The sequence below is a fragment of the Sphaerisporangium aureirubrum genome (assembly GCF_042658925.1).
Classification (GTDB): Bacteria; Actinomycetota; Actinomycetes; order Streptosporangiales; family Streptosporangiaceae; genus Sphaerisporangium; species Sphaerisporangium aureirubrum.
In genome coordinates this window covers 12,995-28,456 of record NZ_JBHSRF010000101.1, presented here as the reverse complement: position 1 = coordinate 28,456, position 15,462 = coordinate 12,995, and the positions used below count along the sequence as shown (strand labels likewise).

11 protein-coding genes and 1 pseudogene are annotated in these 15,462 nt (G+C 60.8%); 8 read left to right on the top strand and 4 right to left on the bottom strand.

What is annotated here, in order from left to right:
• From ACFP1K_RS37050 to ACFP1K_RS37040, 3 genes are all read left to right on the top strand, one after another.
• The coding region (locus tag ACFP1K_RS37050) for an IS3 family transposase (RefSeq protein WP_380762375.1) at positions 1–130 on the top strand (130 nt) is incomplete at its 5' end.
• Positions 131–333: 203 nt separating this feature from the next.
• The gene (locus ACFP1K_RS37045; protein ID WP_380762371.1) at positions 334–3,723 is read left to right on the top strand and encodes a tetratricopeptide repeat protein; all 3,390 of its coding nucleotides are present in this window, start codon (positions 334–336) and stop codon (positions 3,721–3,723) included.
• Positions 3,724–3,925: 202 nt separating this feature from the next.
• A protein-coding gene (locus tag ACFP1K_RS37040; protein ID WP_380762369.1) for an IS5 family transposase occupies positions 3,926–4,725 on the top strand; the annotation gives its coding sequence in 2 pieces (ribosomal slippage) (positions 3,926–4,271 and positions 4,271–4,725; 801 coding nt in all).
• A gap of 158 nt (positions 4,726–4,883) precedes the next feature.
• On the opposite strand, the gene ACFP1K_RS37035 is transcribed toward ACFP1K_RS37040, so the two are convergent.
• The 4 genes and pseudogenes from ACFP1K_RS37035 to bldC form a co-directional block, all read right to left on the bottom strand.
• Complete coding sequence (locus ACFP1K_RS37035; RefSeq protein ID WP_380762367.1) at positions 4,884–6,188, bottom strand: IS256 family transposase; 1,305 nt, start codon at positions 6,186–6,188, stop codon at positions 4,884–4,886.
• Between the two features lie 280 nt (positions 6,189–6,468).
• Positions 6,469–7,521 carry a hypothetical protein gene (locus tag ACFP1K_RS37030; protein ID WP_380762365.1) on the bottom strand — a complete coding sequence of 351 codons (1,053 nt, stop codon included), beginning with the start codon at positions 7,519–7,521 and terminating at the stop codon, positions 6,469–6,471.
• A gap of 565 nt (positions 7,522–8,086) precedes the next feature.
• Positions 8,087–8,656 carry a hypothetical protein gene (locus ACFP1K_RS37025; RefSeq protein WP_380762377.1) on the bottom strand — a complete coding sequence of 190 codons (570 nt, stop codon included), beginning with the start codon at positions 8,654–8,656 and terminating at the stop codon, positions 8,087–8,089.
• Positions 8,657–8,839: 183 nt separating this feature from the next.
• Positions 8,840–9,007, bottom strand: a pseudogene (gene bldC, locus ACFP1K_RS37020) (developmental transcriptional regulator BldC); the annotation flags it as partial.
• 1,196 nt (positions 9,008–10,203) lie between these two features.
• On the opposite strand from bldC, the gene ACFP1K_RS37015 reads away from it, so the two are divergent.
• From ACFP1K_RS37015 to ACFP1K_RS36995, 5 genes are all read left to right on the top strand, one after another.
• Positions 10,204–10,986 (top strand): transposase family protein, encoded by a 783-nt coding sequence (locus ACFP1K_RS37015; protein ID WP_380762363.1) that lies wholly within the window; start codon positions 10,204–10,206, stop codon positions 10,984–10,986.
• A 248-nt stretch (positions 10,987–11,234) separates the two neighbouring features.
• The gene (locus ACFP1K_RS37010; protein WP_380762361.1) at positions 11,235–11,585 is read left to right on the top strand and encodes a hypothetical protein; all 351 of its coding nucleotides are present in this window, start codon (positions 11,235–11,237) and stop codon (positions 11,583–11,585) included.
• A 56-nt stretch (positions 11,586–11,641) separates the two neighbouring features.
• The gene (locus ACFP1K_RS37005; protein ID WP_380762359.1) at positions 11,642–13,750 is read left to right on the top strand and encodes a hypothetical protein; all 2,109 of its coding nucleotides are present in this window, start codon (positions 11,642–11,644) and stop codon (positions 13,748–13,750) included.
• 55 nt (positions 13,751–13,805) lie between these two features.
• Complete coding sequence (locus tag ACFP1K_RS37000) at positions 13,806–14,636, top strand: tetratricopeptide repeat protein (protein WP_380762357.1); 831 nt, start codon at positions 13,806–13,808, stop codon at positions 14,634–14,636.
• Positions 14,584–15,462 (top strand): hypothetical protein (locus tag ACFP1K_RS36995; protein ID WP_380762355.1); only part of this gene is annotated, 879 nt, incomplete at its 3' end. The genes ACFP1K_RS37000 and ACFP1K_RS36995, both read left to right, overlap by 53 nt.

The window sequence follows — 15,462 nt, the reverse complement described above, 5'->3', positions numbered from 1 at the left end:
GAACACCCGGATCGAACTCGCCAACGCGATCTTCGAGTACCTGGAGATCTGGCACAATCGGCAACGACGGCACAGCAGCCTGGGCATGCTCACCCCGATACAGTTCGAGACCGCGTCCACCGTGGCATGACAACCCAGAAACGCGACTCCACCGAACCCGGGGCACACCAGCGCTTCCACCGATCCCGGAGCGGTTCAGTGATTCGCCTCCACCGCTAGGTCACAGTCTCGGCGCGACTGGGATATTCGAGCTTGTTGATCTCAGCAGGCGGTGATCCTTAGGGCATGGGAGAGGAGCGCCCAGGGCGGCCGTTCGGGTTCGTACTCCTGCTCATGGTGGTGGGTGTAGTGGCGGCGGTGGTGCCGTTAGTGCCCTCCACCTGGCCTCTGGCGGTGCGGTTGCTACTTGCCGCGATTGGGGTCATCGCAGCGGGGGCTGCCGGGTCGTACGTCAGCGAATGGCTCGCTGCGCGAAGGGCCATCAAAGCAGCTGAACAGGCCGCGATCGCGGAGGAGGAGAGGCGCCGGGAGACGCTGGTGGCCACTCGTGAGGTGGCCGCAGCAGGTGAAAGCGTGGCGGGACTGTTGCGTCCTGAGCGTGGGGCGGTGACCTTCTTTGGGCGTGTGGAAGAGCTAAAGTCGCTGACTCGTTGGTGCGGGCATGAAGATTCGTGCCCGGTATGGCTGCTAACAGGACAGGGCGGCGTGGGGAAGACTCGATTGGCCCTGCATTTTGCCGAGTCCCTGCCGATTGATGAATGGGAGTATTTGCTAGTCCGGCAGGGGCACGAGGTAGAGGCCGTCCGGGCTGCGGCTCATATGGAACAGCGGGTGTTGCTCTTGGTCGACTACGCCGAGACCCGCTCTGATCTCGGGGAGATGCTGGCTGAAGTAATCCGTTTGGAATCGGCTGGGCATGCGGGCGGGCTGCGGGTGCTGCTGGTGGCTCGTCAAACTGGTGAATGGTGGACTGAGCTGGACACCGAATCACATGCAGTTCGGGACCTGGTGGCTCGCACCTCGGTGTTGGAGTTGGCACCTGCCTTGGATAGCGACCGCGATGACCTTCAGGTCATTGAGGAGGCGTTGCCGTCTTTCGCCGCTGCGCTTGGATGTCCAATACCGCAGGTGGCGTTTACCGTGGATTCGGAGGAGCAGCTGCCGGCTTTGGTGTTGCATGCAGCCGCGCTGGTGGCGGTGCTGGACCAGGAACAGGGCACCATGGGGGGACGCGCTGCAGCGGAGTTTGGGGTGTTGGAGCGGCTGCTTGGGCACGAGCGGCGGCTGTGGGACAAGACTGCCCGGCGTGCCGGGGTGGGGGTGGATCTAGCGGTACTGCAGCAGGTGATCGCTACTGTGACGCTCCTGCTGGACCCTATGGATCATGATGAGGAGGGTGTGCGGGCGCTGGTGCGGCGCGTGCCCGACCTCGCCCGGGCGGATGACAGGCGGATCGGAGCAGTGGTGCGATGGCTATGCCAGGTATACCCCGGAGTCGGGGAACCGGTTGGAGTGCTGCGGCCTGATCTCCTCGCTGAGCGTCATGTCGTCGATCAATTGATCAAATCTCCGGAATTTAATCGGCTATGCCTCACCAGTTTGACGACTACCCAGGCGGAACGAGCGCTGACGCTTCTCTCGCGAGCCTGTAGTCATCACGACAAGGCGCAGGAGATGCTGATTCGTGCCGTGGAAGAGAGTGTGCCCCACCAGGTTAATCAAATCGTGTTGGTAGCGCTACAAGGCGGCACCCATGTTGGGCAGGCTCTCTATGCTTCGCTGCAAAGAAGAGTCCTTACCTTTGATGATCTCGAACTTGTGGCCAATGCGCTGCCCTGGGAGAGTTCTAGCCTGCTCGATGCCAGCCGGTTTGTTATCAAGAGAATTATTTCGGACTATGGCGAGATCAGAGATAGCAACCAAAAGTCATATTGGCATCGAGTCCTGGGTGCGCTAGATCTAAGAGCTGGCGACCTTGACGGCGCACTAACGCACACAACATTAGCTCTTGAGCATTATTCGGGCAATACTCAATCTGCAACCTCCGATATAATAGAACTTGGCAGGATCGTCAATAACCTGGGCACGGTGTTGTCTCAGAAGGGAATGGATAACGAAGGAGCGTGGTTCCTTCGAAGGGCTATAAGAATAAGGAGGGAGATTGTTCAGCTATCCGGAAGATTTCAGACAGAGTTGGCCGTTAGCCTTTGCAATCTTTCAAACCTTCTGAGCTCTGCTGAGGAGTCTCTTGAGCTCGCCCGTGAAGCAGTGCAGTTGCTTGAGGCATCTGAGGCGGATCATCCGGGCACGTATCAAGCAGAGCTCGCTGGAGCTAGAATGGCTCTCGCGTCGCGAATGGCTGATCGTGGCCTTCATGTGGATGCTCTCGGCCAGGCAAGAGCCGCAGTCGCCCTATATCATGGCGTCATTACCGAGTCTCCCGATTTCCATCTATACAACTATGCGTCGGCACTTCTAAACCAAGGGAACTATCTTGAAGAGCTTGGCTACCAGCGTGAAGCAATAACAAGCATCGAGGATGGTGTCCAGCTCCTAAGGGAGATTTCTGGAGCATATCCCAATCGGCATGATGCCATGCTGGCGAACAGCTTAGTCAACTACGCCACGAGCCTTAGCAGGCTCGAGGGTCGCATGCAGGACGCAATATCAGTCATGTCCGAGGCCATTGATATTACCCGTGAACTGGTATCTGTCGACCGGCTGGCTCATGGAGGACTCTTCGGTCAGACACTTGTTCACATGGGCCTAGTGATGAGACGGGCAGGCCGTCATAGAGAAGCCCTGGATTCCATCGCGAGGGGCGTTGGTGTTTATAGGGACCTGTCGAGCTTCAGCGAGTTTGAACGCATCAATATCGATCTTGGTCGAGCCCTCATGAATCTGTCGTCTTGTCAGGCCTCCTGCAACGACTTGACGGGCGCCCTGAGATCAGCAGAAGAGTCGCTAAATATCTTTCTAGCGTACCGCAGGAATGATCCCAACGTATATTTCGAAGAATGGGCTAAATGTCTCATGACTCTTGGAACGATGCTCTCCCTCTCAGGTGATCATGTAAAGGCACTATCCGTCACAAACGAGACTGTAAGCGCGTATCGAGAGCTAGCTGCGATAAATCCAGTGCGTCATTCCAGTACGTTGGCTCATATGCTGGCTTCGTTTGGGAAGCGCTACGCAGCGGTAGGTGACTATCGCCAGGCAATAGCCTGTAGCAACGAAGCTCTTGATCTATTTAAGGCATTGTCTACGGTTAGGCCTGACCAGCATGCAGGGTCGATTGGAGCGGTGCTCATAGATCTCGGCATGCATTTGTCTGAAATCGGTAGGCCGCGCGATGCCTTGAGTTGTGAGATGCAAGCAATAGAAATGTATGGCGAACTGGTAGACAGGAATCCGGCACTATATTTAGAGCAATATGCGCGCGCGCTTGACAATGCAGGGTGTTCCCATGCTCAAATGGGCGATCAGCGTGAGGCGTTGCGATATGCCCGCAAGGCTGTAAAGGCTGCACGATCGATTAGGGCGATCGACGAAGTGGCGAGTGATCAGATGCTGCTCCATGTTCTAGGCAACCTCGTGGACAGGCTCCGAGAATTCGGACTGTGGGACGAGATGCACCGCGTCAATATGGAGATCTTTACACTTACCCAGGGGCTGGAAGGAGCCCCTCCGAGTTTTCTTAGAAATGTGACTATTCTCGACTAAGTCGGATAAGCTGGCCGGTCTCCGCCTCCAGCGTCTGCCCCGTATGGGGTTGCTGCTGGCAGTTTCGCGCGTGGGCGGTGCTGGCCGCGACCGGCCGGAGAGCCGCAGCGCGGCCAGCAGACCGCCCGAACGCGCGGCGGGTCGCCGTCGGCGAGCCGCCTTTAGACCGTGACTCGTTTGGGGGCTGATCGTTGGATCGATCGTGGATGCGTTCCTTCAGCGGCTTGTGCCCGATGAGTTGTGGGAGTTGTTCCAGCGGGTGGTCCCGCCGACGCGGCCGCAGGGTGGTGGGCGGCGGCGGGTTGACGATCGGGTGATCCTGGCGGCGATTGTGTACGTGGCCACCACCGGGTGTGCTTGGCGGCAGGTGCCGCCGGTTTTCGGTGCCTCCTGGCAGACGGTGAATCGCCGTTTCGCCGAGTGGAGTGCCGCGCGAGTTTGGGCCAAGCTGTACCGGATCTTGCTGGACGAGCTCGGCGCCCGGGGAGAGCTGGACTGGTCGCGGTGCGCGATCGACTCGGTCAGCGTGCGTGCTGTCAAAGGGGGGAGCTGACAGGTCCGAATCCTGTCGATCGCGGCAAGAAGGGGTCGAAGATCCACCTCATCACCGAACGGACCGGCCTGCCCATCGCTGTCGCGATCAGCGCCGCCAACGTCCACGACAGCCAGGCCCTGGAGCAGCTGGTGCGCAGCATCCCGCCCATCCGCTCCTGCCGGGGCCCACGACGCCGCCGGCCCGCCAAGCTGCACGGTGACAAGGGTTACGACTATCCCCATCTGCGGGCCTTCCTGCGCAGTCGTGGCATCGTCCCGCGCATCGCCCGCCGCGGGATCGAGTCCAGCCAGCGGCTGGGACGACATCGCTGGGTGGTGGAGCGGACCGTCTCCTGGCTGGCCGGCTGCCGGCGATTACACCGCCGCTATGAGCGCCGGGCCGACCACTTCGCATCCTTCGTGGCCATCGCCGCAGCCCTCATTTGCTACCGCCGCCTCACCAAATGAGTCGTCGTCTTAATAGATGTACAGATAAGTTACTTTCGGATCTTGGTCGCGTCCTCGGTTATCAGGGTTGGGCGAGTGGTGCTGCGCTGGTCCAGGTGTGTTCGATGCTGGTCGGTAGGGGGTCTGTCTAGATAACGGTGTATCTCGATCTTGATTAGTTATCGGGTGATCGGGGTCAGGCGGCCTTCGAAGGTGATGGCGAAGGCGTTCAGTGCGGCTTTCCAGCGGGTGACCCAGCGTTTGCTGCCCTTGCCGGTCGGGTCCAGGCTCATGATCGCCATGTAGACGCACTTGAGCGCGGCCTGCTCGTTGGGGAAGTGGCCACGGGCCTTGACCGCCCGCCGGATCCGGGCGTTGACCGACTCGATCGCGTTGGTCGAGCAGATCACCCGGCGGATCTCGGTGTCGAAGCTGAGGAAGGGCACGAACTCGGCCCAGGCGTTCTCCCACAGTTTCACGATCGCCGGATACTTGCCGCCCCAGACCTCGGCGAACTCGTAGAACCGCTCCAGTGCAGCGGCCTCGGTCGCGGCGGTGTAGACCGGCTTGAGTGCTTTGGCGATGGCGCCCCAGTGCTGGCGGGCGGCATAGCCGAACGAGGCACGCAGCAGGTGCACCACGCAGGTCTGCACGACAGCCCGCGGCCAGACGGCCTCGATGGCCTGCGGCAGCCCTTTGAGACCGTCGCAGACCACCATCAAAGCGTCACCCACCCCGCGGTTCTTGATCTCGGTCAGCACGTGCAGCCAGAACTTGGCGCCCTCACCGCCGTCGCCGGCCCACAGACCAAGAATGTCGCGCTCGCCATCGACAGTGACCGCCAGCGCCACGTAGACGGGCCGGTTGGCGACCTGCCCCTCACGCAGCTTCACATGGATCGCATCGATGAAGATCACCGGATAAACCACATCCAGCGGCCGGTTCTGCCACCCGGCCATCCCCTCCAGCACCTTGTCGGTGATCGTGGAAATGGTCTGCCTGGACACATCCGCGCCGTACACCCCGGCCAGATGCGCGCAGATCTCACCGGTGGTCAGGCCCTTGGCGGCCAGCGAGATGACCATCTCATCGACCCCGGACAACCGCCGCTGCCGCTTACGCACGATCTTCGGCTCGAAACTGCCGTCCCGATCACGCGGCACGGTGATCTCCACCGGCCCCACATCGGTCAGCACCGTCTTGGACCGGCTGCCGTTGCGGGTGTTACCCGACCCGTTGCCCGCGCGTTCATGCTTGTCATGACCCAGATGATCGGTGATCTCGCCTTCCAGGGCGGACTCCAGCACCAGCTTGGTCAACCGGCCCAGCAACCCGTTCTCACCGACCAGTTCCACCCCCTCGGCCCGCGCCTGGCCGACCAGCCTGGCCACCAGCTCCCGATCCGCCGAGTCATCCGGCTTCTTGCGTGCCACCGCGGCGTCCTCCAGGTCAATCTCCGTCGATGCCTGGATCACAGTACTCATCAGGTGCATCCTCCATGATCAGGAGATACACCGTTGTTCTTACAGTCCCATTTGATGCGTGCCCCCGGCAGGATTCGAACCTGCGGCACCCGCTTTAGGAGAGCGGTAGCGATCAGGGTTCGTCAGCGATGGTGACCTGCGACTACAGCAAGTATAAGCGGTGAATCTTTCGTGATCATTTCGCGCATGCTTCGCGATCAGGAACGTGTGTCTGCCTCTTCGTCTCGAACTACTGGCAAGTCCTAGGTCGCGGCGCTCACGCGCTGGTCAGGCGGCAGGCTCAGTCGCACATTTGATGGGCGAACTCCTCAGGATCCACCTCACGCATGAGCTCGTTCATCGTTCCCCAAGCGGTGGTGACGGTGGTCCAATCGCAACCACCAGTGAGCCGGAACGGCTGCTTCCCGTCACCGACGACTGTCGAAGCCTTTAGTCCATCGACCTCATAGTCGATTGCCAGCCGGAACGTGAAAGAGCCAGCGGAACGGCCTGGAGTTACCCTGACCCGGACGACGAAGCTTTGCTTCTTGCCCGGAGCCACGTTCACGATTTCTACGTCGAAGAACCTGCGGCTTGTCTCATTACCGTACTCGTCCATAAAGAACGGGCGCCGGTCAGGGCCGTCGACATGGATCACCATCGCATTGACCTGATCGCCGCCGCATGTATTTAGGTTGACGAACGCTCCCCGAACGGAATCGGCCTGGACAAGCTCGACGATTCGCACGTCGGTGATCGTCACCTGTTGCGGCAGTGGTGTCTGGGCGTTGAACCGGATGGCGATCTCGTCATGGGCGTACCCCCCGAGGTCGAGTTCGCCGCGCATGAACGCACGCGGATCAGGAGGTTGCTCGGTGACCTTCAGGAACTTCGCTGCCGAGGCCTTGACCTCTTCTGGCAAAACGACCCTGGAGCAGGTGTTATCCACTCCAGTGATGGTCAGACGGAGGGGGTATCCGGCAACCGACTTCTGGGAGGGAACGGCGTGTGGCTGCTTGACATCGCTGTGAACGAGGACAGCTACCATCACTAGTAGCAGGACGAGCGCTAACACTGCGAACAGGGAAACCAAATGACGTCCCGTTATGCCGAAGGTGTTGCCCTGAAAGATGTTGGAGTCTCTGGCGGTCCCTGTCGACGTCGCTCTCATCAATGCCGGAGTCACCTGATCCGAAGGTGGCGCCCCTGAATCTTTCCGTTCCTCAGTCAACGTTAACCTCATCTGGATTGCCACACCGCCCACAACGAGTGCGACCAGCCCTGATCCCCAGGTCCACGACCATTGACCAGTGATCTCGTTGGTTGCGACGCCGATCCCGGCGGCGATGAGCACGGAAGCACCTGCACCCACCGCACGTAGCATCGTCCTCGACATTCATCCCCTCAGCTTGTCGAAATCAGACACTATCAAGGAGAAGCTGAGGCAACGGCAATTTCACCGAAACGAACACTTTATTCGATCTTGTCGAAAGAAGGCGAGTCGGTTTGGTCTCGTTCAGGACAGCGACCTAGGTCACCGAGTATCTGTTAGAACAACCTCTTCGATGGACTATCGGGCTCCATAGAGGCGCTCGACGTGCAGCGACTCGTCCCCGGCCACGGGAAGGTATGGGAAGGATCAACCACCGAAATCCGATGAGGGCCGGCATAGCCGGGCACCGACGCTGATTACACACGCGAAGCCCAGGTCATAGCCCATTGACCTGGGCTTTCGCGCGGCGCGGCCAGGTAGATTCGGTCCCCCAAACCTTCTGATCCGTAGGGAAAGGCAAACCCGTCGTCAGAGGCTCTACGCCCTGGTCAGATGGCAGATGCGGACCGTTCCCATGCATTACTGTGTGGTGTTGTTGCTGTACGCGCTGCTGTACAGCACTCCCGGAGCGGGTTACACCGGTCCCCTACGACGACCCTTCTGAATGACCTACCAGGGGCTGCCGACGGGGACCTCGCGACTCATGTATGGCGAGTTCATCTAGGGCGACCAGCAACTCTTGGGGCGACCGGACCAAGCCAGGGTTACGTGCCATGAACGCCAACTCGCGCGATGACAGGTCGCGCACCGCGAGCACGCCGTCACACTTTAGAATGATGATCGATCCGATCATCACCACCGCAGTCTGCTGCGTCTCTAATGCCTGGATCAGCGCTGCCACCGCTGCGCCCTTCTTCTCATCCACCTCGGAGATGGGCTGCTGGAGAAGCCGTAGCCGAGCTGCATACTCCAAGTCGGCGAGAAGCGCTTTAGCCTCCTCAGATCCAGCCCATGCCCGGAGAAACAGCCGCAACCGCAGAAACCACGACCCACGCACAATCGGTAAGCGCTCCGCTACCTCGATGCCATAGGCGGCAAGTACGTCCATGACGGCACGCCCTACGCTCTCGGCTCCTGCCTCGTCAGCGAGGTAGATCATGGCGTGCTGATCAGGCACTTCATTCCCTAGCCACTCCAAAAGTACGTGGTTCAGCAAGCCGTGTTCCCCAGCTCCGCCATGGGTCACTTGGGCGGCCCGGCTCTGTCCGAGTGGTTTGGGCTCACTTATGAGGCCGCTGTCAGGCGCAGCGGTGGCCTGATCGCCCCTCGATTCCAGTCCCCCATCAGTGGCTACCCGACGCGGAGACCCCAGATCCGCAGTCTCTAAGGCGGCAGGGTTAGCGAGCAGTGCGCGCACCTCCGATTCGCGGTAACGCCGATGCCCACTAAGAGTGCGGATAGAAGTGAGTTTGCCCGCTTTAGACCATCTAATCACGGTTTTCGGATCGACCCTGAACATCGTGGCTACTTCTGCGGGGGTCAGCAGGCGTTCAGCAGGACCTTCCACGTGGGGACATCTCCTCGTCGCGGATCGTTCGCCGTTGCTTGGGCAACTTCCGAGTGAGTGCATCACCCGCCAGTATCTTCAGCGTCTCAGAGGAGGTTACGTTGAGGAAGGACATGTCACGAAGGGAACCGAAGTTTGGTGACATCGGTCGCATCACACGTTAGGAAGCCGACCCGGAGCGCAAGGTTGTCAGGCCCGAGCTCAGCAAGCGGCGCGCCCATGACCGTCCGCTTTTCAGGCAGACCAATCACCCTGGTCGGGTAGCGGAGACCGTGGTCAGAGGGTGGTGGACGGTGGTCGAAGTGAGTCCGTGTGTGGGGACGTTGCTGTCAGCGCTGCTGTCACCTCAGCCATGGTCACCAGTGGCGAGTCCCGACGAAGGAGGGGCTTGGCGTCGATCGCCCCAGCAACCAGCGGCGGTTACCGAAGTCAGCGATCGTCACGGCCTCGCCGCAGGGCTCGACAAAGACACCCTCATCAGGGCGAGTCCTCTGAATGGTTGTCGGCGTTGCCCAAAGTCGCGCGGAGCAGACGGGCCCGGCGGGCCAGGGTGGTAGTGGTATACAGGCCGATGCCAGCGCCGGCGACCTGGAGCAGCTGGGCGAGGAAGTCGAGGGCCGGGGACATGGTGGGCTCTCCTGAATAGCAACAGCGGGATAGGGATTGTTACAGGCCGCCGCTGATGACTGCTTGTTGCCGCAGGCCGGGGCCACAACCACTGCAACCTAACGGTTTTCAAGACCGCCGCCGACTGTGAAGACATCCGCCGACGACCGCGCTTATGGCCTCGAAGTCGGGTTTCACCGAAAGATCATCTCGCATATATCGCGCGGACCCCGCCAGGAGCCCTGCAGTGGGTCTCTTGCTTGGATGACACATAACTACGTAGACGACCCCAGGTTTAGGAAACCATAGACGAGGTGTGGTGCGTTGCGGCTCTGATCACTTGCCAACTGAAGGACGCCGCCGATACGCGGATCATTATCTGATCTGTGTGCTTCAGAGAGCAGTAACGAGACGGCCGTAGATCATCCTGCTCATATCCCATGCCCGTCCAGTAAACCCATTTCATCCTCTGGTGGGAGGTCGCTGGTCACAGCATGATCGCGGGTCGGGGATTCGGTATGCGACATGCAGAAACCCCTGGTAGACGGGTTGATCACCACAATCACCGTGTCCGGACCAGGGGTTTCTGCATGCTGTTCTATCGTGCTGCCGTCGATTTGTCGCGTTCAACGCTCAACTACGTCGCCGGGCTGATCCGCCGTCGCCGCAAGGCGTCCGGGTCGACGTGGCGGCTGCTCAACCCCGGCCGGCAGGCCCTGCTGGTCCTGGTCCACCTGCGTAAGAACGAGACGTTCGCCCAGGCCGGAGCGGGGTTCGGCGTGTCGGCAACGACGGCGTGGCGGTACGTGCGCGAGACCGTCATGCTGCTGGCGGCTCGCTCCCCCACGCTCGGGCAGGCGTTGCGGAAGGCGACCAAGGACGGGCTGACACACCTGATCCTGGACGGGACGCTCATCCACACCGACCGGGTGAAGGCCGACCGCCCGTACTTCTCCGGCAAACACCGGGTGCACGGGATGAACGTGCAGGTCATCGCGGGCCCGGACGGGCGGATCGTCTGGACGTCGGGGGCGATGCCCGGCAAGACCTGCAACCTGACCGCCGCACGAGCCTGGGGCATCCTGCGCGAACTGGACAACGCGGGGATCCTCACCCTGGCAGACAAGGGCTATCAAGGAGCCGGGGCCACCGTCGTTGTCACGCCGTACAAGGGCAGGAACAAGCCGGAGTCACAAAAGCAGGCCAACCGATCGCACGCCAAGCTCCGCGGACCCGGCGAACGCGCGAACGCGCAGCTCAAAAGCTGGCACATCCTCCGCAAGCTCCGATCCGGCCCCAGCAACGCCGGCCACCTCGTCAAAGCCATCGCCGTCCTACAAAACCACCGCGTCGCTCAGACCGTCCGAGGATGAAATGGGTTCAGTGAGAGCGTCTGTGCGCAGCCATGACCTGGCCAGATCCCTGCTGTCTTGTAGGTATGGGCGAGGTTGTTTGGGAGGCTAACGCGTGAGGCAGTCGCTGCCAATGCCGACCCGAAGCTGGTCAGGGTCTGTTTGTGTGGCGGATATCGAAACTAACCCTGTACCCCCTCGATGGCACCGACACGAAATGGTCTCCTTTTCGGGGTGCGCTATTGGCGGTTGGAGTGGATAATCCTGGTATGACAGTGCAGCGGTGGGTAGTGGCTGGCACGGCTGCGGTGGTAGCCGTGCTGGCGACGGTGTTCGCGGTCATGGGGCTGAATCAGGCGGACAAGGCCGCCTCGGTGATCTCCGCACTGGCGGCGGTAGCCGCCGTCGGAATGACAGTGGGGGCGGCTTGGCCAGTGACCTCCGGCAAGGGAAGCGTACGTATCTCGGGCACCGGCAAAGCTACGGCTGGGGATGGCGGGCGGGCCAACACCGGTTTCTCAGGTCCAGCTGGGGCAGCACCTGGTCAGGTAGAAATACGCCGGACAGGCGATGCGGAAACCGAGAGTGGAAATGCCAATTCGGGTGTTGATCTCATCTGAGTCTCTAGAACGGCCACATGATGGTGGTTAGAGGCGTTGCTGGGCGAGGAGGTCGGGTGAAAAGCACCATCCGCAATAGTGGTGATGCGAGCGGTGGGCCCAACAGCCTAGCCAACACCGGGATTATCCAGGGAAATGTGTACCTGTCGGGTATGCCGAAAGCGCGCTCTGCCTACCGCGATCAGGTGAAGCAGATCTTTCCTTGGGACCTGATAGGGCGGGAGGTGGAATTGGCGGCCTTGAAGTCATTCTGCACAGGGGACGATAGCGGATGCGGATATGCGTGGTGGCAGGGGGAAGCGTGGGCGGGTAAGTCGGCATTGTTGGCTTCGTTTGTCTTAGATCCCCCGCCGGGAGTGCGGATAATATCGTTCTTCATAACTGCTCGCTACGCCGGTCATAGTGACCGCAGCGCCTTCTTGCCGGTGGTGATCGAGCAACTAGCCGAACTGCTGGATCAGACAATGCCGGCCCTGTCATTTGAGGCTATGCAGTTGGGCTGGTTTGCTCGGTTGCTTGGAGAAGCGGCGCATTGGTGCCGTGAGCGCGGTGAGCGGTTGGTATTGGTCGTTGATGGGTTGGATGAAGATCGTGGTATGACTGTCGGCCCGGGCGCGCACAGCATTGCTGCTTTGCTTCCTACGGTACTGCCGGAGGGGTTACGGGTCTTGGTAGCAGGTCGTCCGCATCCGCCGGTACCTTCCGATGTTCCTGTCCGTCATCCGCTGCGGGATCCGGGGATCGTACGGTTATTGAGTTCGTCGCCGGCGGCACAGATTATTCGGGACGATGCCGAACGGGAACTGGAGCATTTGCTGTATGGCAGCGGTGGTGAACGTGACCTGCTGGGATTGTTGGTAACTGCCGGTGGCGGCTTGAGTAGTAGTGACTTGGGGGAATTGACCGGAGCGGCGCCATCGGCGGTGGAGCGGCAGCTTCGGGCGGTGACGGGGCGGACCTTCAGCAGTCGTGACAGCGCCTGGCGGCCCCAGGAGGGCAGCAAGGTGTTCGTGCTGGCCCATGAGGATCTTAACGACACTGCGGTCACCGCGCTCGGTGAGACGGCCATGGCTGAATACCGGAAGAGGATTCACGCATGGGCTGATAGTTTTCGTAATCGAGGCTGGGTGGTGGGGACTCCGGAGTATCTGTTGCGTGGTTACCATCGGCTTCTGCATGGTTGCCGCGATTCGAGGCGGATGGTGGCTTACGCCACCGATCGCGCTCGACTGGACCGCATGCTAGATGTAAGTGGAGGGGATACTGCAGCGCTGGCAGAGATCGCCAACTGTCAATCCTTGATTCATGTACAGGATGTACCGGATCTCGATGTGATGCTGCTGCTGGCTCGTACCCGCGATTTTCTGGCAGATCGCAACACCAACATTCCCGTTGGCTTACCAGCCGTATGGGGCGTGCTGAGTAATCCCATCCGCGCTGAAGCACTTGCCAGATCCATCACTCGTCCGAGCCTGCAAACGCGGGCACTGAGCGATCTGGCTCGCGTCTTGGCGGAGAATGGGCAGTTCGACCGTGTTGAGGCCATCGCTCGCACCGTTAACCCAGAACATCGCGATCGCGTGCTGCGCGCACTCGCTAGCGCCTTGGCTGGGAACGGCCAGGTCGATCGCGCTGAAGCCGTCGCCCGCACCATCAACAGTGCAGAAGACCACGCCTATGTACTGAGCGACCTGGCTTGCGCCCTGGCCGAGAACGGGCAGTTCGATCGGGCTGAAGCCATTATCTACACCCTGATGACCCACCCCAGTGCAGATCTAGGCATCGGCACTGCCTTTGACCTCCGCGATCGCGCGCGGGGCAGCCTCGCCTGCGCCCTGGCTAAGAACGGGCAGTTCGATCGCGCTCAAGCCATCACCCACACCATCATCAGAGGAAAGGACCACGCTCGTGCGTCGAGTGAACTGGCTGATGCCCTAACCAAAGACGGGCAGTTCGATCGCGCTGAAGCCATCGTCCGCACCATCGCCGACCCTGATGTTCAAGCTGGCGCGCTGAGCGCCTTGGCCAGGGGTCTGGCTGAGATCGGGCGGTTCGATCGCGCTGAAGCCATCGTCCGCACCATCGCCGACCCTGATGTTCAAGCTGGCGCGCTGAGCGCCTTGGCCAGGGGTCTGGCTGAGATCGGGGCGGTTCGATCGCGCTGAAGCCATCGTCCGCACCATCGCCGACCCTGATGTTCAAGCTGGCGCGCTGAGCGCCTTGGCCCAGAACGGGCAGTTCGGCAGAGCTAAAGCCATCGCCTGCACCATCACCAACCAAGATGTTCAAGCTCGCGTGCTGAGTCGCCTAATCGGTGCTCTCGCTGATAGCGGGCAGTTCGGACGTGCCGGGGAGCTCGCCTACCACGGCGAAGCCATCGCCTGCACGATCTTTGACCCTCACGACGGAGCCTATGCGTTATCCGACCTGACTGCCGCCCTGACCAAGATCAGGGCGTTCGACCGTGCTGAGCAGGTAGCGCGGCACGCTGAAGCCATTGCTCGCACCATCACTAATTCGTATGCGCAAACTCGGGCGCTGAGCGATCTGGCCGATGCCTTGGCTGCGAACGGGCGATTTGATCGAGCCGAAGCCATCGCTTCTACCCTCACCGATCTTGATGACCAAGTAATCGCGCTGTGCAGCCTGGCCAGCGCCTTGGTCAGAAATGGGCAGTTCGACCGTGCTGAGCAGGTAGCGCGGCACGCTGAAGCCATCGCTCGCACCATCACTAATTCGTATGCGCAAACTCGGGCGCTGAGCGATCTGGCCGATGCCTTGGCTGCGAACGGGCGATTTGACCGAGCCGAAGCCATCGCTTCCACCATCAGGGAGGAGTACTACAAGGTAGGGGCATTAAGGGTTTTGATCGGTGCTCTCGCTGCTAGTGGGCAGTTCGGACGCGCTGAGCAGGTAGGCCAGCGCGCTGAAGCTATCGCCCGCACAATCCCCAGTTCGCATATGCGAGCCGCCGCGTTGAGCGATCTGGCCTATGCCTTTGGCTGCAAACGAGCAGTTCAACCAGGCCGAAGTCATCATTCTCAGCCTTAACAAGTCAGATGACCATGCTCGGGCGCTAAGCGACCTCGCTGGCACCTTGGCTGTGAACGGGCTACTCCACCACGCCGAGCAGATGGCCCATCGCGCTGAGGCCGCCGCTCGCACCATCATTAATCCAAACGACCACGCTCGTGTGTTAAGCGATTTGGTTGGAGCCCTGGCCGAGGGTGGGGAGTTCGACCGCGCGGAAGCCATCGCCAGCACCATCACCAGTTCGTATATGCAAGCTCGTGCGTTGAGTGAATTGGTTAACGCCCTAAGTAAGAGTGGGGAGTTCGACCGCGCGGAAGCCATCGCCAGCACCATCACCAGTTCGTATATGCAAGCTCGTGCGTTGAGTGAATTGGTTAACGCCCTAAGTAAGAGTGGGGAGTTCGACCGCGCGGAAGCCATCGCCAGCACCATCACCAGTTCGTATATGCAAGCTCGTGCGTTGAGTGAATTGGTTAACGCCCTAAATAAGGGCGGGGAGTTCGACCGCGCCGTGGAGGCGACGCATCGTGCTGAAGCGGCCGCTAGTGCGATCGCCAAGCCAGACATTCAAGCCCGCGCGCTGAGTGCCCTAATCGGTGCTCTCGCCGACAGCGGGCAGGTCGTCCGTGCCGTGGAGGTAGCCGATCGTGCTGAAGCGGCCGCTAGTGCGATCGCCAAACCAGACATTCAAGCCCGCGCGCTGAGTGCCCTAATCGGTGCTCTCGCCGACAGCGGGCAGGTCGACCGTGCCGTGGAGGTAGCCGATCGTGCTGAAGCGGCCGCTAGTGCGATCGCCAAACCAGACATTCAAGCCCGCGCGCTGAGTGCCCTAATCGGTGCTCTC